The sequence below is a fragment of the Pollutimonas nitritireducens genome (genome assembly GCF_002849615.1).
Taxonomy (GTDB): Bacteria; Pseudomonadota; Gammaproteobacteria; order Burkholderiales; family Burkholderiaceae_B; genus Pollutimonas; species Pollutimonas nitritireducens.
The window spans coordinates 1-21736 of the sequence record NZ_PDNV01000011.1 but is presented as its reverse complement, the minus strand read 5'-3'; the positions used below and the strand labels follow the sequence as shown (position 1 = coordinate 21736).

At 58.1% G+C, this 21736-nt stretch carries 24 protein-coding genes; 7 read left to right on the top strand and 17 right to left on the bottom strand.

What is annotated here, in order from left to right:
* Positions 1–16: 16 nt before the first annotated feature.
* The 3 genes from CR155_RS16445 to CR155_RS16435 form a co-directional block, all read right to left on the bottom strand.
* Complete coding sequence (locus CR155_RS16445) at positions 17–1264, bottom strand: NnrS family protein (RefSeq protein WP_102071134.1); 1248 nt, start codon at positions 1262–1264, stop codon at positions 17–19.
* The gene (locus tag CR155_RS16440) at positions 1257–1688 is read right to left on the bottom strand and encodes a group III truncated hemoglobin (protein ID WP_439650455.1); all 432 of its coding nucleotides are present in this window, start codon (positions 1686–1688) and stop codon (positions 1257–1259) included. Before CR155_RS16440 ends, CR155_RS16445 begins: the two co-directional genes overlap by 8 nt.
* Positions 1689–1841: 153 nt before the next feature.
* On the bottom strand, positions 1842–2435 hold the full coding sequence (locus CR155_RS16435; RefSeq protein ID WP_102071132.1) for a GNAT family N-acetyltransferase: 594 nt from the start codon (positions 2433–2435) through the stop codon (positions 1842–1844).
* Between the two features lie 130 nt (positions 2436–2565).
* Here CR155_RS16435 and CR155_RS16430 point away from each other — a divergent pair, with 130 nt between their 5' ends.
* Together CR155_RS16430 and CR155_RS16425 are read left to right on the top strand one after the other, a co-directional pair.
* A complete protein-coding gene (locus tag CR155_RS16430) occupies positions 2566–2907 on the top strand; it encodes a protein tyrosine phosphatase family protein (protein WP_102071131.1) in 342 nt (113 codons plus the stop codon).
* 86 nt (positions 2908–2993) lie between these two features.
* Positions 2994–3461, top strand: a complete 468-nt coding sequence (locus tag CR155_RS16425; RefSeq protein WP_102071130.1) for a universal stress protein — start codon at positions 2994–2996, stop codon at positions 3459–3461.
* Positions 3462–3742: 281 nt separating this feature from the next.
* On the opposite strand, the gene CR155_RS16420 is transcribed toward CR155_RS16425, so the two are convergent.
* Genes CR155_RS16420 through CR155_RS16400 form a run of 5 tightly spaced genes read right to left on the bottom strand, consistent with a single transcriptional unit; the run spans position 3743 to position 9898 of the window.
* Positions 3743–4006: a formate dehydrogenase subunit delta gene (locus CR155_RS16420; RefSeq protein ID WP_102071129.1), complete on the bottom strand. Its 264-nt coding sequence runs from the start codon at positions 4004–4006 to the stop codon at positions 3743–3745.
* Entirely contained in the window at positions 4003–4863 is an 861-nt protein-coding gene (gene fdhD / locus CR155_RS16415; RefSeq protein WP_233214377.1) for a formate dehydrogenase accessory sulfurtransferase FdhD, read from the bottom strand. The genes CR155_RS16420 and fdhD overlap by 4 nt, the downstream gene beginning before the upstream one ends.
* Positions 4864–4869: 6 nt before the next feature.
* Positions 4870–7812 (bottom strand): formate dehydrogenase subunit alpha, encoded by a 2943-nt coding sequence (fdhF, locus tag CR155_RS16410; protein WP_102071128.1) that lies wholly within the window; start codon positions 7810–7812, stop codon positions 4870–4872.
* Positions 7813–7823: 11 nt separating this feature from the next.
* Positions 7824–9395: a formate dehydrogenase beta subunit gene (locus CR155_RS16405; RefSeq protein WP_102071127.1), complete on the bottom strand. Its 1572-nt coding sequence runs from the start codon at positions 9393–9395 to the stop codon at positions 7824–7826.
* Entirely contained in the window at positions 9392–9898 is a 507-nt protein-coding gene (locus CR155_RS16400) for a formate dehydrogenase subunit gamma (protein WP_102071126.1), read from the bottom strand. Before CR155_RS16400 ends, CR155_RS16405 begins: the two co-directional genes overlap by 4 nt.
* Positions 9899–10093: 195 nt before the next feature.
* Here CR155_RS16400 and CR155_RS16395 point away from each other — a divergent pair, with 195 nt between their 5' ends.
* The 3 genes from CR155_RS16395 to mobA are packed head-to-tail and all read left to right on the top strand — an operon-like array spanning position 10094 to position 12941.
* Positions 10094–11239 carry a substrate-binding domain-containing protein gene (locus CR155_RS16395; RefSeq protein WP_102071125.1) on the top strand — a complete coding sequence of 382 codons (1146 nt, stop codon included), beginning with the start codon at positions 10094–10096 and terminating at the stop codon, positions 11237–11239.
* Positions 11236–12327 (top strand): GTP 3',8-cyclase MoaA, encoded by a 1092-nt coding sequence (moaA, locus tag CR155_RS16390; RefSeq protein WP_102071124.1) that lies wholly within the window; start codon positions 11236–11238, stop codon positions 12325–12327. The genes CR155_RS16395 and moaA overlap by 4 nt, the downstream gene beginning before the upstream one ends.
* The gene (gene mobA, locus CR155_RS16385; protein ID WP_102071123.1) at positions 12324–12941 is read left to right on the top strand and encodes a molybdenum cofactor guanylyltransferase MobA; all 618 of its coding nucleotides are present in this window, start codon (positions 12324–12326) and stop codon (positions 12939–12941) included. Before moaA ends, mobA begins: the two co-directional genes overlap by 4 nt.
* A 6-nt stretch (positions 12942–12947) precedes the next feature.
* On the opposite strand, the gene pcaD is transcribed toward mobA, so the two are convergent.
* From pcaD to moaC, 7 genes are all read right to left on the bottom strand, one after another.
* Complete coding sequence (pcaD, locus tag CR155_RS16380; RefSeq protein WP_102071122.1) at positions 12948–13736, bottom strand: 3-oxoadipate enol-lactonase; 789 nt, start codon at positions 13734–13736, stop codon at positions 12948–12950.
* Positions 13737–13780: 44 nt separating this feature from the next.
* Positions 13781–14065: a muconolactone Delta-isomerase gene (gene catC, locus CR155_RS16375; protein ID WP_102071121.1), complete on the bottom strand. Its 285-nt coding sequence runs from the start codon at positions 14063–14065 to the stop codon at positions 13781–13783.
* Positions 14066–14166: 101 nt separating this feature from the next.
* The gene (locus CR155_RS16370) at positions 14167–15372 is read right to left on the bottom strand and encodes a molybdopterin molybdotransferase MoeA (protein ID WP_102071227.1); all 1206 of its coding nucleotides are present in this window, start codon (positions 15370–15372) and stop codon (positions 14167–14169) included.
* A 14-nt stretch (positions 15373–15386) separates the two neighbouring features.
* Complete coding sequence (gene moaB, locus CR155_RS16365; RefSeq protein WP_102071120.1) at positions 15387–15911, bottom strand: molybdenum cofactor biosynthesis protein B; 525 nt, start codon at positions 15909–15911, stop codon at positions 15387–15389.
* A complete protein-coding gene (locus CR155_RS16360) occupies positions 15908–16396 on the bottom strand; it encodes a molybdenum cofactor biosynthesis protein MoaE (protein WP_102071119.1) in 489 nt (162 codons plus the stop codon). The genes moaB and CR155_RS16360 overlap by 4 nt, the downstream gene beginning before the upstream one ends.
* Before the next feature lie 3 nt (positions 16397–16399).
* Positions 16400–16651 carry a MoaD/ThiS family protein gene (locus CR155_RS16355; RefSeq protein WP_102071118.1) on the bottom strand — a complete coding sequence of 84 codons (252 nt, stop codon included), beginning with the start codon at positions 16649–16651 and terminating at the stop codon, positions 16400–16402.
* Positions 16632–17129 (bottom strand): cyclic pyranopterin monophosphate synthase MoaC, encoded by a 498-nt coding sequence (moaC, locus tag CR155_RS16350; protein WP_102071117.1) that lies wholly within the window; start codon positions 17127–17129, stop codon positions 16632–16634. Before moaC ends, CR155_RS16355 begins: the two co-directional genes overlap by 20 nt.
* A 145-nt stretch (positions 17130–17274) precedes the next feature.
* On the opposite strand from moaC, the gene CR155_RS16345 reads away from it, so the two are divergent.
* Together CR155_RS16345 and CR155_RS16340 are read left to right on the top strand one after the other, a co-directional pair.
* Positions 17275–17781: a peroxiredoxin gene (locus tag CR155_RS16345; protein ID WP_102071116.1), complete on the top strand. Its 507-nt coding sequence runs from the start codon at positions 17275–17277 to the stop codon at positions 17779–17781.
* Between the two features lie 25 nt (positions 17782–17806).
* On the top strand, positions 17807–19237 hold the full coding sequence (locus CR155_RS16340) for an MFS transporter (RefSeq protein ID WP_102071115.1): 1431 nt from the start codon (positions 17807–17809) through the stop codon (positions 19235–19237).
* Here the strand turns inward: CR155_RS16340 and CR155_RS16335 are convergent.
* Complete coding sequence (locus tag CR155_RS16335) at positions 19234–20097, bottom strand: hypothetical protein (protein WP_102071114.1); 864 nt, start codon at positions 20095–20097, stop codon at positions 19234–19236. The genes CR155_RS16340 and CR155_RS16335 overlap by 4 nt on opposite strands.
* 13 nt (positions 20098–20110) lie before the next feature.
* Positions 20111–21106, bottom strand: a complete 996-nt coding sequence (gene bioB / locus CR155_RS16330; protein WP_102071113.1) for a biotin synthase BioB — start codon at positions 21104–21106, stop codon at positions 20111–20113.
* Positions 21107–21736: the final 630 nt, after the last annotated feature.

Sequence of the window (21736 nt, the reverse complement as noted above, 5' to 3'; positions counted from 1 at the left end):
TCTCGAATTCCAGGGACTATTGTTTCTTCAGTACGGTGGTTGCCACCGGGTCTTTGGCCACGGGCGCGATATAGCGCGGGCGGATAAGCATGGGCACAAAGCGCCAAAGATAAAGTGCCATGGCCAGAATCCAGCACGCCGCGGCAGCATGCAGCATGCCGCCGCTTGCGACGGATGGCCACAGTGCCGCCAGACGAAACACCACCGAGGCGATCATCAGGTAATAGCTGGCGAGCATGCTGCCATCCAACGCGAGAGGCCGGCCGAGATGGCCCAGAGCTGTGCGCGTAAGCATGCCTATGATCAGCAGTGCAAATCCACCCATTCCGATGATATGAACGTGCACGGCCGATCGTGCCAGTACGCCGACGCCCAGGCCGCTACTGTGCAATGCCGCAAACAGCAAGCCTATGCCCATTCCCACGTAGCCCAGATACAGTATCCATAACATGGGCTTATGCAGTACGGCCACTGGCTTCCAGCTCGTTACCTGCCAAAGGCTGATGACGCCGACAACGCCAAGCGCCATTGCCATGTACACGGGCAGGCCCGCAACGCCCAATGCCACGGCGATTGCACTCAGCACCAATTGCGCCTGGCCACTGCGCACTTGCATCGGAAGTTCAAGGCCCGGAACCATGCGCATGGCGAAAAAGGGAATAACGCGCCGCCCGATCAGCAAGGCGATGATCGCCATGAAGATCAGGCCAAGATCAAAACGCTGCATGAGCAATAGATAGTCGCCTTCCAGCGCTGCCTTCAGATACAGCGCGTTGGCGACACCCAGACCCAGAATCAGCCACGGCACCCCATAATTGCGTCGGCTTTTTCCTTTCAGCATGACGCGCATAAGGCAAACAGCGCTGATGGCAAAGAATGCGGATTCGCTCAGGGCAGCGATCCAGAATCCCGTTGTGCCACCGAATAGATAGCCAAGCCGTGCGACGACCCAAAGCACGGTGACCAGTGCCAGCGGCGTTCCCTTCAACGGATTGAAACCGGTCCATGTGGCGCTGGCGGTAAGGAGAAATGCGACGGCTATGGTGGCAATGAATCCCCACAGCATTTCGTGGGCGTGCCACGCCACGGCTGATAAGGGGTGGCCAATGAATTGCGGAGCAAAGATCCATATTGCGATGGAGATCAGTGCCCAGGCCGCGCCGGCAATGTAAAGGGGACGAAACCCGAGAGCGAGGAAGGCTGCCATGTCGGGGCGGCTGCCGGGCGCGGCGATACCTTTTTTAATTTGCTGCAGGTCAGACATTTCCTAGCTCCGAGGGGATACGATTAGGTTGGTTATTCATTTGGTAGCCGTACCAGAGGCTGCGAGCGATGCGTTGCGCGTATTCTTCGGCGCGGTCGGCCAGCGCCCGGTTTGGCAACTGCATGGTGGTTTCGTGGAACAGCGCCAGCCAATGCTTGAACATGTCTGCGTTTAGCTCGGGTAGGGCGACATGTTTGGGCATCGGGGTGCCGCTATAGGTGCCAGCGCCTATCAATAAGGAAGACCAGAACCGGACCATGATTTTCAGGTGTGTATCCCAATCGGAAATATGCTGGTTGAATATGGACCCTAACAGGGCATCGGCCCGGACGCGATCGTAAAAACCATAGACGAGAGTGCTGATTTCTTCTTCGGTACAGAGTTCGGATCTTTCCACGGAGTCGTCCTGCGTAGGGGTGAGCATGTCCGGCGTGTGGACATGAATTAGGGTTTATAAGATATATTGTAGAGTAATCTTATAAAAAAATCGAGGCAACGCAATCCGCAGCGAGAATGGGATGAACTCGGGAGACTGGCAAGGGCGAAAGAAATGGTGTGCGGCACCTTGATCGACGTATCACCGATCCGGGAGACTGTTTTTTCCCGCCCCCAGCGCACGCTGCATGAATACGACGTCGATCCATTCATTGAACTTGAATCCGGTGGCGACTTGCGTGCCCGCATGCGTGAAGCCCATGCTTCGATGCAATCCAATGGAGCTGAAATTGTTATTGCCGGCGATTACAGCGATCATTTGTCGCCATGGGCCTTGCTCGCACCGTTCTATGAGGGCGGCGAGCAGGGGCTTGCCCAGGCCTTTTCCGGCCTGGTTCTCCGCGAGGTAGATGGAATCTTCAATCGTGTACCGGTATGCGACCCGGGGGCGATATTGCGTGGCGTAGCAGTATCCGACCACTTCATCATTAAGCACTGCAACCAGATAGGGCATGCCGGCTTCTAGAGTCCGCGCGCGGCGCTCGCGCATTTCGTCCACAGAGGGAGGAACTTCCTCGAATGTTGCCGTACCATGTAGTACATGCTCGGCATAGATGCGTTGTACGGCTGCCATGTCGTCGGGCGTCGCATCACGAATGATCAGTGCCGGATGGGCGGTGGTCGCTACCACCCGGCCCGCACGTGCTGCCGCTTGCGCTATGTTGGCACTGGACATACTATTTTCCTCAATTCTATCGATGGCGGCTTGTACTGGTTTGTTGTGGGCTCGTTGGGCCCGAACGGCCCTCGCCAGATCAAACCGGCTTTTTCTTGCCAGTAGCTAGTATAAACATCAGGAGTCAACAATGTCTTTGCCCATCAATTCCCTTAGCCCAACCTTCGCCGTTGCGCCGCAATTGGCGCCGGAGGACATGCAGGCGGTCGCCGAGGCCGGCTTCAAGAGCGTGATCATCAATCGCCCTGACCTGGAAGGCGGGCCGGATCAACCGTATTCAGCAGACGTCATTGCGGCGGCACGGGCGGCCGGCTTGGCGGTGGAGTATCAACCGGTCGTCTCCGGATCCATGACTGCCGACGACGTGGCGCGTTTTGCTGAGCTACTGAAAGAGCTGCCCGAACCGATCCTGGCCTATTGTCGTACGGGTACGCGTTGCTCGCATCTGTTTCAGGCCGCCACCACACTTTGATCTCGATCAATTGAGGGTGTATACCCGATGTTTTTTCAGTCACTTCCGGTTAAGCTCTACGTATCCGTTAACAAAAGGACAACTCCATGTTCAAGAAAATACTTATTCCAACCGACGGTTCCGCCTTGTCCGCACAGGCTGCTAACAAAGGTGTGTGCTTTGCTCGCGAAATGGGTGCGGAAATCGTAGCGCTTTATGTGACGCAGCCGTTTGCCGCCACGGTCGGGTTCGACGGCATGGCAGCCGCTTATGCGATCACTGACGAAGATTACGACAAGACTGCCCGCGAACAGGCACAAAAATATCTGAAAGCGGTGCTTGATCGTGCGGAAACCGCAGGTGTAAAAGCCACCGGCAAGGCCGTCTCCAATTTCAACGTCGCCGACGGCCTGGTACAGGCTGCCGAAGATGAAGGCTGCGATCTTATCTTCATCGGCAGCCACGGCCGCAGCGGCCTGTCGCGATTGCTGCTGGGCAGCGTCACCGTGAAGGTGCTGGGTCTGGCCAAGACCGCAGTCCTGGTTTATCGCGTCAAAGAATCCGACAAGAGCTAGAAACTGCAAGTATCAAAAAACACCCCCGTTCAGTGAAAGCTGAATGAAAGACACCCCAAAGGTTGGATAGCATTCCAAGCTTTGGGGTGTTTTTTTACGACCTATTGCATACTATTTGAATAAGGCGCCGGCCTCGATCAGGGTTTCCCATATCCCGATGGCCAGCTGGTCATGGGGTTGTTGAATACAGAAAATGTATAGGCTTGGCCTATGCATAATTGAACTGCCAGCGCCGCCGCCTGTTATACATGCATGCGGATTTGGTGTTTTGGGGCGAAAAATTAGTCCATCATGGCGGGTTTGGGCGTAAGTCTTTCCTTATTGCGTGTAATAGCGGTAAGCACAAGTTCGCTCAGGGCGGTTTCTCCGTGGCGGCCATCGGGGTGGGTCTCGAGAAAGCTGAGCATCGCAACCCGCATGCGGGGCGCCCAGAACTTTTGTATATGGTTGCTTATGCCTTCAATTCCCTCCTCGCGATCAGGCATGGCCTCGAAGAAGCTGCCAATGCGATTGGCCAGGCGGATCAAGTGGTCGACATTGTTCAAGGGTGATCTCCTTTGTTGCCGAGATATTCGGGATGGCTGTATACGGTAAAAAGACTGCCCCGGGCAAAGCCGGCCAGCAACAGGTTCAATTCATCCGCCATGGCCACTGCATAGGTGGTCGGCGCCGAAACGGCTACAAGCACAGGCATGCGCGCGGCGGCAGCCTTCTGCACCATTTCGAAACTGGCGCGACTGGATATGACGGTGATTCCGTCTGCCGCGTCGAGGGAGTGGCGCAGCATATGACCAATGAGTTTATCCAGCGCGTTATGTCGTCCGACGTCCTCGCGAACGAAAAGGACTTCGCCGGTATTGGTGGCCCAACCCGCGCCGTGCGTGGCGCCGGTCAATAAATGCAGTGGCTGCAAGGCGCGCAACTGATCCGCCGCTTTGACGATTGCGGCAGGATCATGGCCACCGACCAAGGAAACGACGGGAGGTAATACGCGGCGTACTTCGTCCAGGCTTTCGATGCCGCATAGTCCGCAGCCGGTACGGCCGGCCAGGCTGCGCCGCCGGAGCTTGAGTTCATTCAGGCAGGCGCTTGCAATAGTGACCTGGATGATGAGGCCTTGTTCCGTTTCGACGATGTCCATGTCGTAAATGTCGGAGGTCTTGCGGATAATGCCCTCGGTGAAGGAAAATCCATAAGCGAGGTCTTCGAGGTCGGCGGGGGTGGCCAGCAAGGTGGCATGGCTGATACCGTTGAATTCCAGCGCAACCGGCACCTCTTGCGCCAGCTCGTCGAGTTCGGCACGATAGGCGATGTTCGGGCCGGCACGTATCACGTGGCGGGTGGCGTGCCCCGCAGGGGAAGCGGGGCACGATTGCGCTCGGGGCGGCTCCTTCAGTTCCACCTTTGGCTATTCCTGAGAGCTTAATATGGGAGCCGGCTCGGTGATTGGCTGTGCAGGCTGTGCCGGTGTTGCGGCAGGCTGCTCCAATTTCTGCCCTTCGCGCTGTCGTCCATCGAGCAAGCTTTGTTGAACGTCGCTGAAGCGTGACCAACCGGCTTGCCAGGTCGAGGGTTCGGAAACGAGCCTTGCCTGCACCGCCGTGACTTTGTACTCGGGGCAGTCCGTGGCCCAGTCGGTATTGTCGGTGGTGACCACGTTGGCACCGGATTCCGGGAAGTGAAAGGTGGTGTAAACCACGCCCGGTTGCACGCGTTCGGTGATGTCGGCGCGCAGCACGGTTTCTCCGGCCCGGCTTTGTATGGCCACCATATCGCCGTGACGGATGCCCCTGTCTTCGGCGTCGTGAGGATGCATTTCAAGCACATCTTCACTATGCCAAAGCACATTCGGAGTGCGCCGAGTCTGGGCTCCGACATTGTATTGCGACAGGATGCGTCCTGTGGTGAGCAGCAAGGGGTACTTGCGCGTGCTGCGTTCGTCGCTGGGCACATACTTGGTGATCATGAACCGGCCCTTGCCCCGTACGAATTCGTCCACGTGCATAATGGGCGTGCCGTCGGGAGCTTCGGCGTTGCATGGCCATTGCACGCTGCCGCCGAGCTCGTCTATTTTCTTGAACGACACGCCTGAGAATGTAGGAGTGAGGCGAGCAATTTCGTCCATGATCTGGCTGGGGTGGCTGTAGTTCATGGGGTAGCCCAACGCGTTGGAAAGGGCGCACGTGACTTCCCAGTCGGCCAGGCCGGCTTTCGGCTGCATGACTTGCCTTACACGCGATATCCGCCGCTCGGCATTGGTGAATGTGCCGTCTTTCTCCAGGAACGAGGAACCAGGCAGGAATACGTGCGCATACTTGGCCGTTTCGTTCAGGAAGATGTCCTGGACGATGATGCATTCCATGGAAGCCAGTGCTTTGGCCACATGCTGTGTATTGGGGTCGGACTGTACGATGTCTTCGCCCTGGCAATACAAGCCCTTGAACGAGCCGCTGATGGCGGCGTCGAACATGTTCGGGATGCGCAGCCCGGGTTCGGGCTGCAGCTTGACGCCCCAGTCTTGTTCGAACTGAGCGCGCACGGTGTCGTCGGATATGTGTCGATAGCCGGGGAGCTCGTGAGGGAACGAACCCATGTCGCAGGATCCCTGGACATTGTTCTGGCCACGCAGCGGGTTGACGCCCACGCCTTCGCGCCCGAGGTTGCCGGTGGCCATGGCCAGGTTGGCGATGGCCATGACAGTGGTCGAACCCTGGCTGTGCTCGGTGACGCCGAGGCCGTAGTAGATGGATCCATTGCCATGGGTGGCGAACAACCGGGCCGCGGCACGCAGGTCCAGCGCTGAAACGCCGGTTACGTCTTCCATGGCTTCCGGTGAATTTTCGGGTCGGGACACGAAGTCGCGCCATTGCTGGAACGCCGGGGCTTCGCAGCGCTCGGCAACGAAGGCTTCGTCGACGAGGCCTTCGGTGGCGATGACATGAGCCATGGACGTGAGCAGCGCGGTGTTGGTGCCCGGTCGGACCGGCAAATGGTAGTCGGCCTTCACATGCGGCGCATTGACGAATTCGATCTGGCGCGGGTCGATGACGATGAGTTTCGCGCCCTCACGCAGCCGGCGTTTCAGGCGCGAGGCGAACACGGGATGGGCAGCACTGGGGTTGGCGCCCATGATGATGATGACATCGGTATGCATGACCGAATCGAAAGTCTGGGTGCCCGCCGATTCGCCCAGCGTGGTCTTGAGCCCATAGCCGGTGGGTGAGTGGCACACGCGCGCGCAGGTATCGACGTTATTGGTGCCAAAAGCGGCCCGCACAAGCTTCTGGACCAGGTAGGTTTCTTCGTTGGTGCAGCGCGAAGAGGTGATTCCGCCTATGGAATCGCGCCCGTACTTGGACTGTATGCGCTTGAGTTCGGATGCTGCATAGCCGATGGCTTCGTCCCAGCTGACTTCTCGCCATGGCTGGGAGATATCGCTGCGTATCATGGGTTTGAGCATGCGGTCCTGGTGAGTGGCATATCCCCAGGCAAAACGCCCCTTGACACAGGAGTGTCCGTGATTGGCCTTGCCATCTTTCCAGGGGACCATGCGAACTACTTCCTGGCCCTTCATTTCGGCCTTGAAGGCGCACCCGACACCGCAGTAGGCACAAGTCGTGATGACCGAATGCTCGGACTGGCCCATGTCGATCACCGTCTTTTCGATGAGCGATGAGGTCGGACAGGCCTGGACGCAGGCACCACATGAAACGCAGTCACTTTCGAGGAAGGAATCGTTTTGGCCCGCGGCAATGCGCGACGCGAAACCCCGCCCGTCCACAGTCAGCGCAAAAGTGCCCTGGACTTCGTCGCAGGCGCGAACGCAGCGGCTGCAAACTATGCACTTGGACGGATCATAGGCAAAATAGGGATTGGAGTCGTCGGTGGCGTCGTGAAGGTGACTGGCGCCGTTGTAGCCATAGCGTACATTGCGCAGGCCCACGACGCCTGCCATGTCTTGCAATTCGCAATCGCCATTGGCGGGGCACGTAAGGCAGTCCAGTGGGTGGTCGGATATGTACAGCTCCATGACGCCGCGACGCAGTTCGTGCAGCTTGGGCGTTTCGGTCCAAATGACCATGCCGGCTTCGACTGGCGTGGTGCACGATGCAGGATAGCCGCGGCGGCCTTCGATTTGCACAAGGCACAGGCGACAAGAGCCGAATGCCTCCAGATTGTCGCTGGCACAGAGCTTAGGAATGTTGATGCCAGCTTCCGCAGCCGCGCGCATGACAGATGTGCCTACGGCCACGTCGACTTCGGTGCCATCGATGGTGATTTGAATGGTCTGCGTGCTGATCGAGGCGGGAGTGCCGAAATCGCGCTCGCGTTTGACGACGGTTTCTAACATGGCGGGCTCCGTTAGGCGGTTTGTTCTGTAGCGGGGACGGTGCTTGGCAGCCCGAAGTCTTCGGGGAAGTGCTCAAGCGCGGAAAGCACTGGGTAAGGCGTCATGCCGCCCAGGGCGCACAACGAGCCTGCTAGCATCGTGTCGCATAAATCGCGCAGCAGGTGCACGTGCTGCTCACGTTGATCGTTGTGACGGATTTTTTCGATGACCTCGGTGCCGCGCACGGCACCGATACGACAGGGTGTGCACTTGCCGCAGGACTCGATGGCACAGAATTCCATGGCGTATTCCGCCATCCTGGACATGTCTACCGTGTCGTCGAAAGCCACCAGGCCACCATGGCCGACCATGGCGGAAATGGCGATATAGGCTTCGTAATCCAGTGGGACGTCCCATTGCGATTCAGGCAGGTAGGCTCCCAGGGGGCCGCCGACCTGAATGGCGCGCAAAGGACGGCCAGAGGCGCTGCCGCCGCCGAAGTCATACAGGAGTTCGCGTAGGGTGACGCCAAAGGCTTTTTCCACCAGGCCGCCCTGCTTGAGATTGCCCGCGAGCTGGAAGGGCAGCGTGCCTTTTGAACGCCCCACGCCGTAGTTGCGGTAGAAGTCGGCGCCGCGGGCAAGAATAGTGGGCGCGGTGGCAAACGAAATGACATTATTGATGACGGTTGGCTTGCCGAAAAGCCCGCGTATGGCAGGCAGTGGTGGCTTGGCGCGAACCAGGCCGCGTTTGCCCTCCAGGCTTTCCAGCAATGACGTTTCTTCGCCGCAGATATAGGCGCCCGCGCCGACACGTACTTCAAGGTCGAAGGCCTGTCCGCTACCCTGGATGCTGTCGCCCAGCCAGCCCGCCGCCCGGGCATGACCGATGGCTGCCTCGAGCGTGGCAATGGCGTAGGGATACTCGGAACGTATATAGATATAGCCGTAGCTGGCTTGCACGGCGAGCCCCGCAATGGTCATCCCTTCGATCAGGGCGTAGGGGTCGCCCTCCATCAGCATGCGATCGGAGAATGTGCCGGAATCGCCTTCGTCGGCATTGCAGACAATGTATTTCTGATCGGCGGCGGTAGCCAGGACGGTTTTCCACTTTATTCCGGTGGGGAATGCCGCGCCTCCGCGGCCCCGCAGACCGGAATCGACCATGGTGTCGACGATGGCCATGGGCTCCATGGAAAGCGCTTTTTCTAGTCCCTGGAAGCCTCCGTGAGCCTGGTAGTCGTAAAGGCTCAAGGGATCGATGATGCCCACGCGTGCAAAAGTGAGCCGTTCCTGGTTCTTCAGGTAGGGGATCTCTTCGGTGAGGCCTTGGCACAGCGCATGTTCCTTGCCCTCCAGCCAGCCGGCTTCGAACAGTCCCGTGACATCGGCAGCTTCGACGGGGCCGTAGGCCACGCGGCCCGCGGGGGTTTCGATTTCGACCAGTGTTTCGAGCCACAGGAGTCCGCGCGAGCCGTTGCGCACGATTTTTATATTGGCGTCGCGGCGTTGGGCTTCGTCCGTGATGGCGTGAACGACCGAGTGTGCGCCTACGGCGATGGCCGAGGAATCGCCGGGGACGAAGATTTTGATGGCTGGGGTCATGGTTGTACCCCTTCGGCCAGAAGCAATTGGTCGAGCTTGTCGGGTGTCATGCGTGCGTGCGGCTGGCCGTTGATCATGACTGTGGGCGACTGTGCACACAAGCCCAGGCAATAGACGGGTTCGAGCGTGACGGCGCCGCTGGAAGCCGTACCATGGAAGTCGCAGCCCAGCCGTTGCCGGGCATGCTGGGCCAGCGCTTCGCTGCCCATGGCCTGACAGGATTCCGCGCGGCATATTTCAAGCACCACGGCTGCGGCCGGGGTATCGCGAAAGTGTGGATAAAAGCTGATGACGCCATGTATTTCGGCACGCGACAGTTGCAAGCCTTCAGCCAGCAGGGGAACAATTTCAGCCGGGATATAGCCCATGGCGTGTTGAACGGCATGCAGGATGGGCATCAGATTTCCCTGTTGACCTTCAAAGCGCTGCAACACCTGCCGCGCAAGCTGTGGCACGCCTGGGCCGACGGGGCTGGCATCGTTGATAACGGGCGGCATGTGCATGGCGCTGTCCTTGTCTGGTAGAGATGTGGGCTGAAGTGATTTGTCTCTTATATGCTTTAGTATGCATATATATTGCTTATGTATTTGGAGTAATCTACCCCTGTTAAGTCATTCTTTCAATAAGAAAAATATCGCATATAAGGTCTACCCTTATATGCAATCATAAACATATTAAAAAGACAAAACGATATTGCCATGGCGAACCAAGTAAAGGCATACAAGTTCAAGGCGCGACTACGTTCGGAATGGGCGCTTGAAAAAACGTCGGGCGAGATCCTGCCGCTCAGCGAAGTCATCCGCTTGCTGGCCGCTGTGGATGCCACTGGTCATATCGCCGGGGCCTGCAAGGCCTGTGGTGTGTCGTACCGGCATGGCTGGGGAGTGTTGCGCAACGCTGAAAAGGAATTCGAGGCTCCATTGCTCGATACGTCGCGGCGCCTGGGCACCAAGCTGACCGCTTTCGGGCAACACCTGATCTGGGCCAATCGGCGTGTGGACGCGCGCTTGATGCCGACCTTGGAAAGCATGGCATCCGAACTGCAGGAAGAGCTTGAGGGCCTGTATCCTCAAAGCGAGCGGCGCTTGCGCCTGCATGCCAGTCATGGTTTTGCGGTAGAAGGCCTTACTCAGTTGGCCAATGGGCTTGACATGATGCCCCTGGAACTCCGCTATCGCACGGCAATTGAAGCATTGGCATCGCTGAATCATGGTGATTGCGATCTTGCCGGTTTCCAGGTTCCTGTCGGTGAATTCGAGAGTGCCATTCTTGATCGTTATAGCGAATGGCTGGATCCCGACCAACACAGGCTGATTTATCTGGCTGTGCGCAATACCGGCATGTTTATTCAGCCGGGAAACCCCAAGGGCATAGTGTCCATTGCCGATCTTGTGAAACCCGATGTGCGCTTCGTAAATCGACAGATCGGCTCGAGTACGCGTTCGCTGGTCGGCTTAATGCTGCAGCAGCTCAATATCGACTCATCACGCGTGCAAGGTTTCGACAACAGTGAATTTACCCATATGGCCATAGCCGCGCATATTGCCAGCGGCATGGCCGATGTGGGCATTGGGGTCGAAACGGCCGCGTGGCGTTGCGGTTTATCGTTCATTCCGCTGGCCAAGGAGCGGTATTTCCTCGCCGTACACAGGGATACACTGCAAGCGCCGCAGATGCGGCATTTGCTGGATTTGATGAAGGGTGAACAGTATCTGCAATATATGTCTCAGCTGGTGGGTTACGATGCTACGGGTATGGGCAGTGTGCAGACGATGGAGGCGGCGTTTGGTCAGGCGTTCGCCAGAACTCTCCCTGCCTCACGGAAAGAGTCGAGCAAGTCATGAGCAGAGTAATTTTCAATACAGCTAACAGTTCCAGGAATTCGTCGGCCAGCGCATCGGCAGGCATGAGCGCTGCGCCGCTCGATGCACGGCGCCGGCCCTTGCGCGACCTGCGCATTTCGGTGACTGATCGTTGCAATTTCCGCTGCACCTATTGCATGCCCCGCGAGGTATTCAATAGCAGCTACGAGTTCATGCCGCATAGTGCGCTGCTCAGCCTCGAAGAGATCGCACGCGTCGCGGGCGTTGCGGCAAGGCTGGGAGTGCAGAAGATCCGCCTTACCGGCGGCGAGCCCCTACTGCGCAAGAATATCGAAGGGCTGATCGAGATGCTCGCACGCCTGCGCACTCCCGACGGCCAGCCCCTACAGTTGACGCTCACCACGAATGGCACGCTGCTGGCGCAAAAAGCGCAGGCTCTGAAAGACGCGGGGCTGAATCGCGTAACCGTGAGCCTGGATGCGCTGGACGAGCGGCTCTTCGAAAGCATGAGCGACAGTCAGGTTAGCGTAAACCGGGTGCTGAAAGGCATCGACGAGGCCGCGCGGGTCGGTCTGGCTCCCGTGAAAGTCAATATGGTCGTACGCAAGGGGATGAACGACGAGCAAATCCTGCCCATGGCACGGCACTTTCGACATTCCGGCCATATTCTGCGTTTCATTGAGTTCATGGACGTCGGCAGCACCAACGGATGGAATCTGGATCAGGTCCTTACCGGTCGCCAGATTCTGGCGCGTATCGCTGCGGAATTTCCGCTGGAGCCGGTGCAGGCGGATTATCGCGGCGAAGTCGCCAGCCGCTGGCGTTATGTCGATGGCGGCGGCGAAATTGGAATTATCACCAGTGTGTCGCAACCCTTCTGCGGCGACTGTACACGCGCGCGCTTGTCGCCGGAAGGCAAGTTGTTTCTATGCCTGTTCGCAACGCAGGGGCATGACTTGCGTGGGCTGATTCGCGATGGCGCAAGCGACGACGACCTCGCCGCACGGCTGGCTGGAATCTGGTCGGCGCGTGACGACCATTATTCAGAGTTGCGGGGGCAGCATACTCCCGACCAGCCGAAGATAGAAATGAGCTACATAGGCGGATGAAAGGGCGCGATTCGCTGACCGGCCTGATTCTTGCAGGCGGCCAGGGTCGGCGCATGCAGCGGGCCGGACACGGCGGCGAGGTCGAAAAAGGCCTGCTGGTGTTGAATGGCTTGCCTTTGGTTGAGCACGCGCGGCGTTACCTGGGACGGCATGCGGACACGATTCTCATCAGTGCGAACACGCATCTGAATGACTTTGAGAGCTATGGCACGGTCGTGCCCGACGAACCGCAGCTTGGCGCGTATTCCGGTCCGCTGGCAGGCGTGACCAGTGCGCTGGCGCGCTCGACGACGCCCTGGATGGTTGTCCTGCCGGTCGATGTGACGGGGTTGCCTGAAGACCTTGTGGTCCGCCTGCTGGAGGCGGTCAGCGATGACGGCGCCCACATCGCCTATGCCAGGACACAGAATTCCGTGCATCCCTTGTGCATGGTGCTGCACCGAGCATCAAGACAAAGTCTGTACGAATTCTTGTTGGCGGGCGAACGCAAGGTGCAGGCGTGGCAGCGCCAGAATGACGCCGCCGCCGTGCTGTTCGATGACACGGATCATGCCTTCTTCAATATCAATACGCCGCAAGATCTGTTGCGGGCCGGCGGTAGCCTGCGGGATTAATGCAATTCAGGCTGGTTTAGCGCTGAGGAATTTGATGAGCGCATCGGTGTACTTTGAAGCTTGCTGCTGATTCGATAAATGCGCGGCCTCCAGTTCCAGGTATTCAGAACCCTTGATCTGGCTGTGCAGGAACTTGCCGTCGGAGGGTGGCGTCGGCATATCGCCGTTACCCGATATGACCAGTGTGGGAGCGCGGATGCCGTCGACTTCCTTGCGCAAGTCGTTATCGCGTATCGCGATGCAGTTTGCGGCATAGCCGTCCGCCGGCGTCGACGTAAGCATGGCCTTCAAGTGCTGGACCTGGTTTGCATGCTCCTGTGCATAGCCCGGGGTAAGCCAGCGTTCCACCACGGAATCTGCGATGGCAGTCATGCCGTTTTTCTGTACTGCCGTGGCGCGGTTCGTCCAGTTCTCGGGCGGGCCGATGTAAGCGGCCGTGTTGCTGAGGACGAGCTTGTTGATCCGATCTGGATGGTTCAATGCCAGCCACATGCCGGTGATGCCGCCCATGGATAAGCCGCAGAAATGCACCCGATCCAATTTCAAATGGTCCAGCAGTCCAATGACGTCGCCGCCCAGCTGCGCAATGGAGTAGGGTCCTGGCGGGACAGAGGACAGCCCATGGCCTCGCGTGTCATAGCGCAGCACCTGGAAATGCGTGCTGAGTTCGGCGAGCTGCGGTTGCCACATGTCCATGGTGGCGCCCAGCGAATTCGAAAGCACCAGAACTGGCGCCGATTGATCCCCGGCCAGCGCGTAATGCAGGTCGACGTCCTTGAGGGTTGCGTGTGGCATGTTCGGTTCTCCCATTGCGGCATGAAAAGGTATCGGCACCGGAATCAAATGGCAGCAATTGCCGATGGGTGTTGTGCCAGAGGCGTTACCGTGATGTTCATGAAAGGATAAAGGGGTAGCGCGCTGAGCATCTGATGCAGCTCGTCATTGCTGTCAGCATTGAAAACGCTGACATTGGCATATTGGCCTACGACGCGCCACAAATCGCGCCACTTGCCTTCGCGTTGCAGTTTTTGGGACATTTCCTTTTCTTCTTTTTTTAGCGCATCGGCTGTCGCCTTATCGAGCGTCGAAGGAATATTTACCTGCATTTGGACCAGAAACAACATAGTGATACTCCTAGAGTGAGGGAAAGTCGGCGCGTCAGGGCGTGCCGGTAGCGCGGCCACGACGGCCTGTAAGAAAAACTCAACAAGCAACAGGCCCGGCCTCAGACCAGCCAGTGCCGCAAATCATAATAAGGGACGACATCCCCATTGCCGACCTGGATATTGGCAGGAATGCGCGCGAGGCCGCTGGCCCATGGCAGGGAACTGATCACGCCGGATCCCTGTTTCGGGAAGGCGTGCAGCTCCAACGTGGCCTGTGCGTTGTAGCAGGCTTGTACACGCAGGAATTCGTCGCGTTTGTCGCACAAGACCTTGTCGGTGGCGATCCGGCCGAACTGGATGTCCGGAAAAACCTGAGCACGGCCCTGCATGCCGCGGATCAACGGAGACACCAGGACGGTGAACACCGCGAATGCGGAAGCGGGATTTCCTGGCAGGCAGACGATGGGTTTGTCATTTGCATAGGCCAGGGCGACCGGCTTGCCCGGCTTCATGCAGACGCGCCACATGTCCAGTGTGCCGCCGAACTGCTCGATCGCAGGTTTCACCAGGTCTTTTTCCCCTACCGACACGCCGCCCACGGTCAGCACCAGGTCGCAGTCGGCCAGCAAGGTGCCAAAGGCCGCGTCCAGGGATGCTTCGGTGTCCGCCGCATGCATTACGTGCACAATCTCGGCGCCCATGTTATTGACCAGGCCGGCCAGCATGGGGCCGTTCGAGTTGTAGATCTGTTCGGCACTGCGCGGCTGGCCGGGCTGGATGAGTTCGTCGCCAGTAGTCAGGATGCCGACTTTCAGCCGGCTATATACGCCTAATTCGGCATAGCCCTGGGATGCCAGCAGGGCGAGTTCCGCCGCACCCAGGCGGGTGCCTTTCGCGAGCAATTGGTCGCCGGTACGCACGTCTTCGCCCTGGTGCCGTACATGGGCGCCCTGAGCTGGCAAATGGTGGATCTGGAATTCATTGCCGAATTCCTCGCCGTCTTCCTGCATGACTACGGTATCGGCCCCTTCCGGAATCAGGCTGCCGGTGAAAATTCGTATAGTCTTGCTTTTTTGCAAGGCCTCGGGTGCAAGGCCCGCGTAACAGCGCTGCTGTACTGGAAACCGATGTCCCTCGGCGTAATCGGCATAACGGATTGCATAGCCGTCCATGGCACTGTTGTCGGCGGGCGGCAGATCGAGGGTCGCAAAAAGGGTTTGTGCAAGAACCCGGCCCTGAGCCTGGTGCAACGGGCAGCTTTCGCTGATGCTGGGCGGCTTGCCGGCGGCGGCCAGGCGCGCCTGCGCCTCATCAAAGTCCAGCAAGGGTGGGAACTGGCTCATGGGTTCACCGCGTACTGTGTGCCGAAATTGCACGGGCGATGGGTACTGTCGAGTTGTTCTTTGATGATGCGATCCCAGGCCAACTTGCAGGCGTTCGTGGAACCGGGCATGCAAAAAACCAGCGTATTGTTTGCAGAGCCTGCAAATGCGTCGGACTGCAGGCTCGATGTGCCGATATCGAGAAAGGACAGGTGCCTGAACAATTCGCCGAAACCCGCCACGGTCACGTCCAACAAGGGAGTGATGGCCGCAGCGGTCGATTTCTGATGTGTGAAGCCCGTGCCGCCGTTGGTCAGTATGACTTGAATGCCATCGTCGGCGATCCAGTCGCTGATGACTTTGCGCAGCTGATACAGGTTTCCGCTGCTGATTGCCCGGGTAGCGCAACGATGCCCGGCGTTGACGACCCCGTCGACCAGATAGTCGCCCGAGGTGTCGTTTGAAGCGTTGCGGGTGTCGGAAATGGTGAGGACGGCGCAGTTCAGGGAAACTGGCGGCGTGCGTGTATCGGTTTTGCTCATGGTTTCTCTTTGTTCTCTTCAGGCAGTGGCACTTCATTCCAAAGTGCTGTTTTGCGCGTGTCGCTGTCACGCCGCTGCACCCAGAATTGCTCGCCGCTGGTCAAGGTTTCCCGTTTCCAGAAAGGGGCGCGAGTTTTTAGCGCATCGATAATATATTCGCACGCTGAAAATGCGTCGCCGCGATGGGCGCTGGCAATTGCAATGAAAACAATCTGGTCTTTCAGATGCAATTCCCCCACGCGATGCACGACGATGCTGTCAAGCACGTTCCAGCGGGATCGTGCTTCAGTGCACAGCGATTCGATTTCGCGTTCGCACATGCCGGGATAATGTTCGAGAAACAGCGCTTTAGTCGAGGCATCCTGGGCATAGTCGCGCACGTAGCCGGTAAAGGTGACGATGGAGCCAGCCCGGCCTTCGGTACTGGAGCGCAGGTGGGCCGTCAACGCCGCGGCATCAAAATCGGCTTGCTGGACGACAATCATGGCTTATCCTCCGGTGACAGGTTCGAAGACAGCGACTTCGTCACCCGGCTGGATAAGCGTGCCGTGGCTGACATGATATTGGTTGACCGCAAGCTTGAGCCGTTTGACCGGAGCCAGTTGCGGGTAACGCGTTTCCAGCTGACTAAGCCAAGTGGTGCCGCTTACCGGTTGGGGGAGCGGCCACTGTTCTTCCCGCATGCCGGTCAGTTCGGCCACCTGGGCAAAATACAGGACTTTAATCGTTGTGCCATTCACCACTTTTGCCTCCTGACTTGTAGCGCAACCGGATGTGCTCCAGCACAATACCCTTGTCGGCCGCCTTGCACATGTCGTAAATGGTCAGGGCGGCCACGCTGCAGGCCATCATCGCTTCCATTTCGACACCGGTTGTGTGGTCGGTGCGACACGTGGTCTTGATTGCAATGCTATGCGTGGCATCGTCGGGAAAGAATTCGACGCCGACGAAGCTAAGGGGCAGTCCATGGCATAAGGGGATCAGTTCTGCGCAGCGCTTCGCAGCCAGCACACCCGCCACGCGGGCGGTATTCAGAACCTCGCCCTTGGCGTTCTCATGGCCGGAAAGCAGCTTGTAGGCAGTGGCACTCATGCGCACGAGGCCTTCTGCGATGGCAGTACGCCGGCTGGGCGTCTTGCCGCTGACATCCACCATGCGCACCTGACCGGATTCGTCCAAGTGGCTGAGAGAGGGGGGGTCCGTTGGTATGTTGCTCATTGCGTGTATCGATAAGGCATGTTGACGTCCTATGATATACGATTACAGCTAAACTCCCCGTTCGGAGCCAGCGTATGATTGGACCTTCCGAAGGCGCCTGCCAGGCGCTTTTCCATTTTCCAGCAAGAATTCTCGGAGAACATGTATGTCTATTCAAATCGGTGATCGCGTGCCCGACGGCACGCTGGCTGAGTTCATAGAAACACCAACTGAAACATGCGCCATCGGGCCAAATAACTTCCAGGTCGCTGATCTGGTCAAGGGCAAGACTATTGCGTTGTTTGCCGTGCCCGGTGCTTTTACGCCTACGTGTTCGGCCAAACATCTTCCCGGATTTCTCGAACTCAGCGAACAGCTCAAGGCCAAGGGCGTCGATGAGATCTGGTGCGTTGCGGTGAACGATCCATTCGTCATGGGCGCGTGGGGCCGTGACCAGGGTGTTGACGGCCGCGTTCGCATGCTGGCCGATGGCAGTGCCGCCTGGACCCGTGAATTGGGGCTTGATTTCGACTTGTCGGCGCGTGGCCTTGGTGTGCGTTCGCAGCGTTATTCGGCACTGATTGTCGATGGCGTGGTCAAGCATTTGAATGTCGAAAAAAGCGGACAGCTGGAAGTCAGTGACGCCCAGACACTATTGAACCAACTGGCCTAAAACTACCTAGCTCCGCCCGACACCTGTGATCACGACAATTGCTTCATTTTTCTCGCTTTACCTGGCAACCTTGTTGCTGTTGGTCGGGTCGGGGCTCTTCAATACCTATCTAGGCTTGCGCCTTACTGCCGTTTCGGTCTCGGAACTCTGGGTGGGTTCCCTGATTGCCATCTATTACCTCGGGTTGGTGTTTGGTGCCCGGATCGGGCATAAAGTCATCATACAGGTGGGCCATATACGCGCCTACTCGGCCACGGCCGCCATCGTCACGGTGACGGTGCTGGCCTTGGCTTTGATCGACAATCTCTGGGTTTGGCTGGGCTTTCGTTTCCTGGCAGGCGTTGCCATGGTGACCCAGTTCATGGTGCTTGAAAGCTGGCTGAATGAACAAACCGAGAACCATCAGCGCGGACGTGTTTTCGCGTTCTACATGGTTTGCTCCAGCTTGGGAACGGTGCTGGGGCAACTTGCGCTGATGATCTTCCCCAGACTCGACTACGAGCCGCTGGTTTTCGTGGCCATATGTTCCGCGCTGTGCATGATACCGGTCGCATTGACACGCCGGCTGCATCCTGCATTGCAAGTGCCCGCGCCGATACATATCAAATATTATGTCGCACGCGTGCCGCTGTCGCTTACCGTGCTTTTCGTGGCAGGCGCGATCGTCGGTGCTTTCTATGGCCTGGCACCTGTCTACGCGGTGAAACAGGGTCTTTCCAGTAGCGAGGTGGCCATCTTCCTGGCCGCTGCAGTGGCTTCAGGCCTGGTGTTCCAGTGGCCTGTGGGGTGGCTCGCCGACCGCATAGACCGCATCGGTATGATACGGTTGAATGCACTGATCTTATGCGTATTGTCTGTCCCCCTGTGGGGTTGGTGGGTATTCCCATATTGGGCGCTGCTGGCGTTTTCCTGTGCCTTCGGCATACTGCAGTTCACCTTGTATCCTCTCGGGGCCGCGTTTGCGAACGACAACGTCGAACCTGAACGTCGCGTTGGTCTGAGCGCCATTCTGTACATGGTCTACGGTCTGGGCGCCTGTGTGGGCCCATTGGTCGCCGGCCTGTTGATGCGTGAGCTGAATCCCAGCGTCTATTTTATTTTCGTGTCGGCCTGCGCCGCCATCCTGGTGATTTTCATCCGGCCGCAAAAGGTGACGGGCGTCAATCTCAGCGAAGACGCGCCGACTCATTTCGTGCCCATGGCCGACAGCCTCCAAAGTTCTAACGTGGTCGCCACGCTGGACCCCAGGGTGGATATGGAAAGCGATGTATCGTACGAGCCCGTGGAAGGGTTCCGGGACGGGGCGCAGACGGCTGAGCCAATGGGATCGGGCGGCCCTGAGCCAGTCGTTCCTGTAACGCCTATCGAACCTGTGCAAACGCCCAACCCAGGACAGGCAGCACAGCAGGACGCTTCGCCTGCGACCGGGACGCCCAAAGGCTCGTCGCCGTCCTAGGGACTGACGGTCTCTCGGGGAATGAGTGCGACGATAGCCGCAACGGCCAGTGCGATGCCCAGTGCGTTCACCCACGACAATTTTTCCTTGAACATCCCGGCGCCGACCACCGTTCCCAACGAGATCACCCCTATATTCATCGCGGAAAACACCAACGTCGGGTTTTGCGGAAAGACTTGATGTGCACGGATGTAAAAGTAGATATTGCCGAAATTGAGTACCCCCAGTACAAGCCCAGCCACCAGGCTACGGCGTGTCCATACCGTGCGTCTGGTCAGCAGGAAAAGGAAAATCAGTATGCCGGCCAATGCGAATGCTACGAACAGGCTGCTTGAAAATGCGGCACCGCTCTTGGCCAGTTGCTTGAAAAGTATGTCTATGGTGCCGTATCCCAGCCATACCGCCAGCAAGAGCGAAACCGTCTTGCCGGTTTCTCCGGTGCTGGTTTGGGTGTTCTTCCGGGACAGCAGACAAGCAAGCGCGACCAGCGCAAGCGAGATGCCAGCAAGCTTTCCAGTGGTCGCCGTCTCGCCAAACAGAACAAAGGCGGCGATCAATGGAATGAAGAGGGATAGGCGTTGCGCCGCGTCGCTCAGCACGATTCCAGCATGGCGTACCGCGCCCGCCATAGCGAGGAAAATCGTAGGCAAGAGCACGCCCAGTGCTCCCAATACCCACCACGGTGTGCTAGGACTTACCAGGGATGTCGGGCTGGGCTGGAAAATGAGCAAGCACAGACTGGCCGCCACCAGATAATTGACGGCGATTGCCTGGTCTATATGAATACTTTTGCGGCGGGCGAGCTTCAATAAGACTGAAACGGCAACGCTGCAGGCGATACTGATAATCAAGGTGTACATGGCACGATCCGGTTCAGCATGGGACGGGGGCGCCGGCGGGCCGCAGGCCCAGGCGTTGGAATAAGGCCTGGTCCTCCAGCCACTGCGGATTCCCCGTGGTGAGCAACATGTCACCGTAGAAAATGGAGTTGGCCCCCGCCATGAAGCAAAGCGCCTGCATCGTATCGGTCATTGCGTCGCGTCCCGCGGACAGGCGTACGACGGCGCGCGGCATGGTGATGCGGGCGGCGGCAATCGTACGTACGAACTCGAAAGAATCCACCGCTGGCGTGTTCTCAAGCGGGGTGCCTGCAACGCTGACGAGGTTGTTGACAGGTACGGATTCAGGATAGGGCTTCAGATTGGCCAGCTGTGCGATCAGCCCTGCCCGTTCTCGGCGCGATTCGCCCAGTCCGATTATGCCGCCGCAACACACGTTGATGCCGGCAGATCGTACGCGGTCCAAGGTATCCAGCCTATCCTGGTAAGTGCGGGTGGAAATAATGGAGCCGTAGAATTCCGGTGATGTGTCCAGATTGTGGTTGTAGTAGTCCAGGCCGGCGTCGCGCAATTGTTCAGCCTGGCCTTCTTTTAGCATGCCGAGCGTGACACAGGTCTCCAGGCCCATATTTTTGACCGCTTCGATCATGGCACTGACGGAATCCAGTTGCCTCGCTGTGGGTGAGCGCCATGCCGCACCCATGCAAAAGCGTTGTGCTCCACCTTCCTTGGCAGCGCGAGCTGCATCGAGTACCTGCTCCATAGGCATGAGTGCTTCGCTATCGACTTCGGTGTCATAGCGGGACGACTGCGGACAATACGAGCAATCCTCGGGACAGCCTCCTGTCTTGATCGATAGCAGGCTGGACAGCTGGACGGCGTTCGGCTCGTGGTGTTGGCGGTGCTCGTCCTGCGCTCGCAACAGTAGATCCAGGAGGGGCAATTCGTATAGATCCAGTATGTCCTGAATTGTCCAGTTCAATTCAGCATTGCGGGCCAAGGGTGCGGGAGTGGTGGGAGTGGATGCCATGCTGAGGAGAGAGGTTGTGATTGATGAGGCGCCAATCGTAGCCTCACCGCCAAGCCCCAGCAAGCTACGACATAGGACAAATGTGGCTAATGCCCTGCTATTAACGGGGGATATGTCATCAACGTCGGCGAATCGTTCGCCATCATTCTCCTGGAGCCGGCAAACAGCCGCTTAGCCGGAGTTGTATCTAATTGTTATGATGGTAGGCTCCATGCCAGTGCGGGCTGGCATGGGCGTTTGCATACACAAATGTCTGTTGTCTAAATGTGTGGGTCGGTTGTCCGGACCACTCTCTGATAATACCGGAGGTAATAACGTCCGGCTCAAACGGCCGATCGCGGTATACATACTATCGGGTCCGCCAAAGCATCTGCCACGCGCAACACGCCTGCAGTGGGTAGCACTTCCTGCTGGAAGCCAGCGTCTTGGGCCTGCACGTGTCGCGTGGTTAGTCTGAAAAGAAAAAAGCCTTGCCATCTTTCGATGACAAGGCTTTGAATTCTGGCTCTTCATCATTAACGGGGGACGCCGACATTCATTAGACTTGTTTTTGCGAAGAAACACGTTTAATGGAAGCAATGCCGATGTCCCCAGTAAATTCTATCTTAGGAATCAGAGATCTAGTCATCG

Bases quoted from the DNA above. Each gene is read 5' to 3' on its own strand.
- CR155_RS16335 (WP_102071114.1), bottom strand. From the start codon at position 20,097: ATGTACACCTTGATTATCAGTATCGCCTGCAGCGTTGCCGTTTCAGTC.
- mobA (WP_102071123.1), top strand. From the start codon at position 12,324: ATGAAAGGGCGCGATTCGCTGACCGGCCTGATTCTTGCAGGCGGCCAG.
- CR155_RS16400 (WP_102071126.1), bottom strand. From the start codon at position 9,898: ATGCACATGCCGCCCGTTATCAACGATGCCAGCCCCGTCGGCCCAGGC.
- moaB (WP_102071120.1), bottom strand. From the start codon at position 15,911: ATGAGCAAAACCGATACACGCACGCCGCCAGTTTCCCTGAACTGCGCC.
- CR155_RS16440 (WP_439650455.1), bottom strand. From the start codon at position 1,688: ATGCTCACCCCTACGCAGGACGACTCCGTGGAAAGATCCGAACTCTGT.
- bioB (WP_102071113.1), bottom strand. From the start codon at position 21,106: ATGGCATCCACTCCCACCACTCCCGCACCCTTGGCCCGCAATGCTGAA.
- CR155_RS16435 (WP_102071132.1), bottom strand. From the start codon at position 2,435: ATGTCCAGTGCCAACATAGCGCAAGCGGCAGCACGTGCGGGCCGGGTG.
- CR155_RS16445 (WP_102071134.1), bottom strand. From the start codon at position 1,264: ATGTCTGACCTGCAGCAAATTAAAAAAGGTATCGCCGCGCCCGGCAGC.
- CR155_RS16360 (WP_102071119.1), bottom strand. From the start codon at position 16,396: ATGATTGTCGTCCAGCAAGCCGATTTTGATGCCGCGGCGTTGACGGCC.
- fdhF (WP_102071128.1), bottom strand. From the start codon at position 7,812: ATGTTAGAAACCGTCGTCAAACGCGAGCGCGATTTCGGCACTCCCGCC.
- moaC (WP_102071117.1), bottom strand. From the start codon at position 17,129: ATGAGCAACATACCAACGGACCCCCCCTCTCTCAGCCACTTGGACGAA.
- CR155_RS16345 (WP_102071116.1), top strand. From the start codon at position 17,275: ATGTCTATTCAAATCGGTGATCGCGTGCCCGACGGCACGCTGGCTGAG.
- CR155_RS16430 (WP_102071131.1), top strand. From the start codon at position 2,566: ATGTCTTTGCCCATCAATTCCCTTAGCCCAACCTTCGCCGTTGCGCCG.
- CR155_RS16405 (WP_102071127.1), bottom strand. From the start codon at position 9,395: ATGACCCCAGCCATCAAAATCTTCGTCCCCGGCGATTCCTCGGCCATC.
- CR155_RS16395 (WP_102071125.1), top strand. From the start codon at position 10,094: ATGGCGAACCAAGTAAAGGCATACAAGTTCAAGGCGCGACTACGTTCG.
- CR155_RS16425 (WP_102071130.1), top strand. From the start codon at position 2,994: ATGTTCAAGAAAATACTTATTCCAACCGACGGTTCCGCCTTGTCCGCA.
- moaA (WP_102071124.1), top strand. From the start codon at position 11,236: ATGAGCAGAGTAATTTTCAATACAGCTAACAGTTCCAGGAATTCGTCG.
- pcaD (WP_102071122.1), bottom strand. From the start codon at position 13,736: ATGCCACACGCAACCCTCAAGGACGTCGACCTGCATTACGCGCTGGCC.
- catC (WP_102071121.1), bottom strand. From the start codon at position 14,065: ATGTTGTTTCTGGTCCAAATGCAGGTAAATATTCCTTCGACGCTCGAT.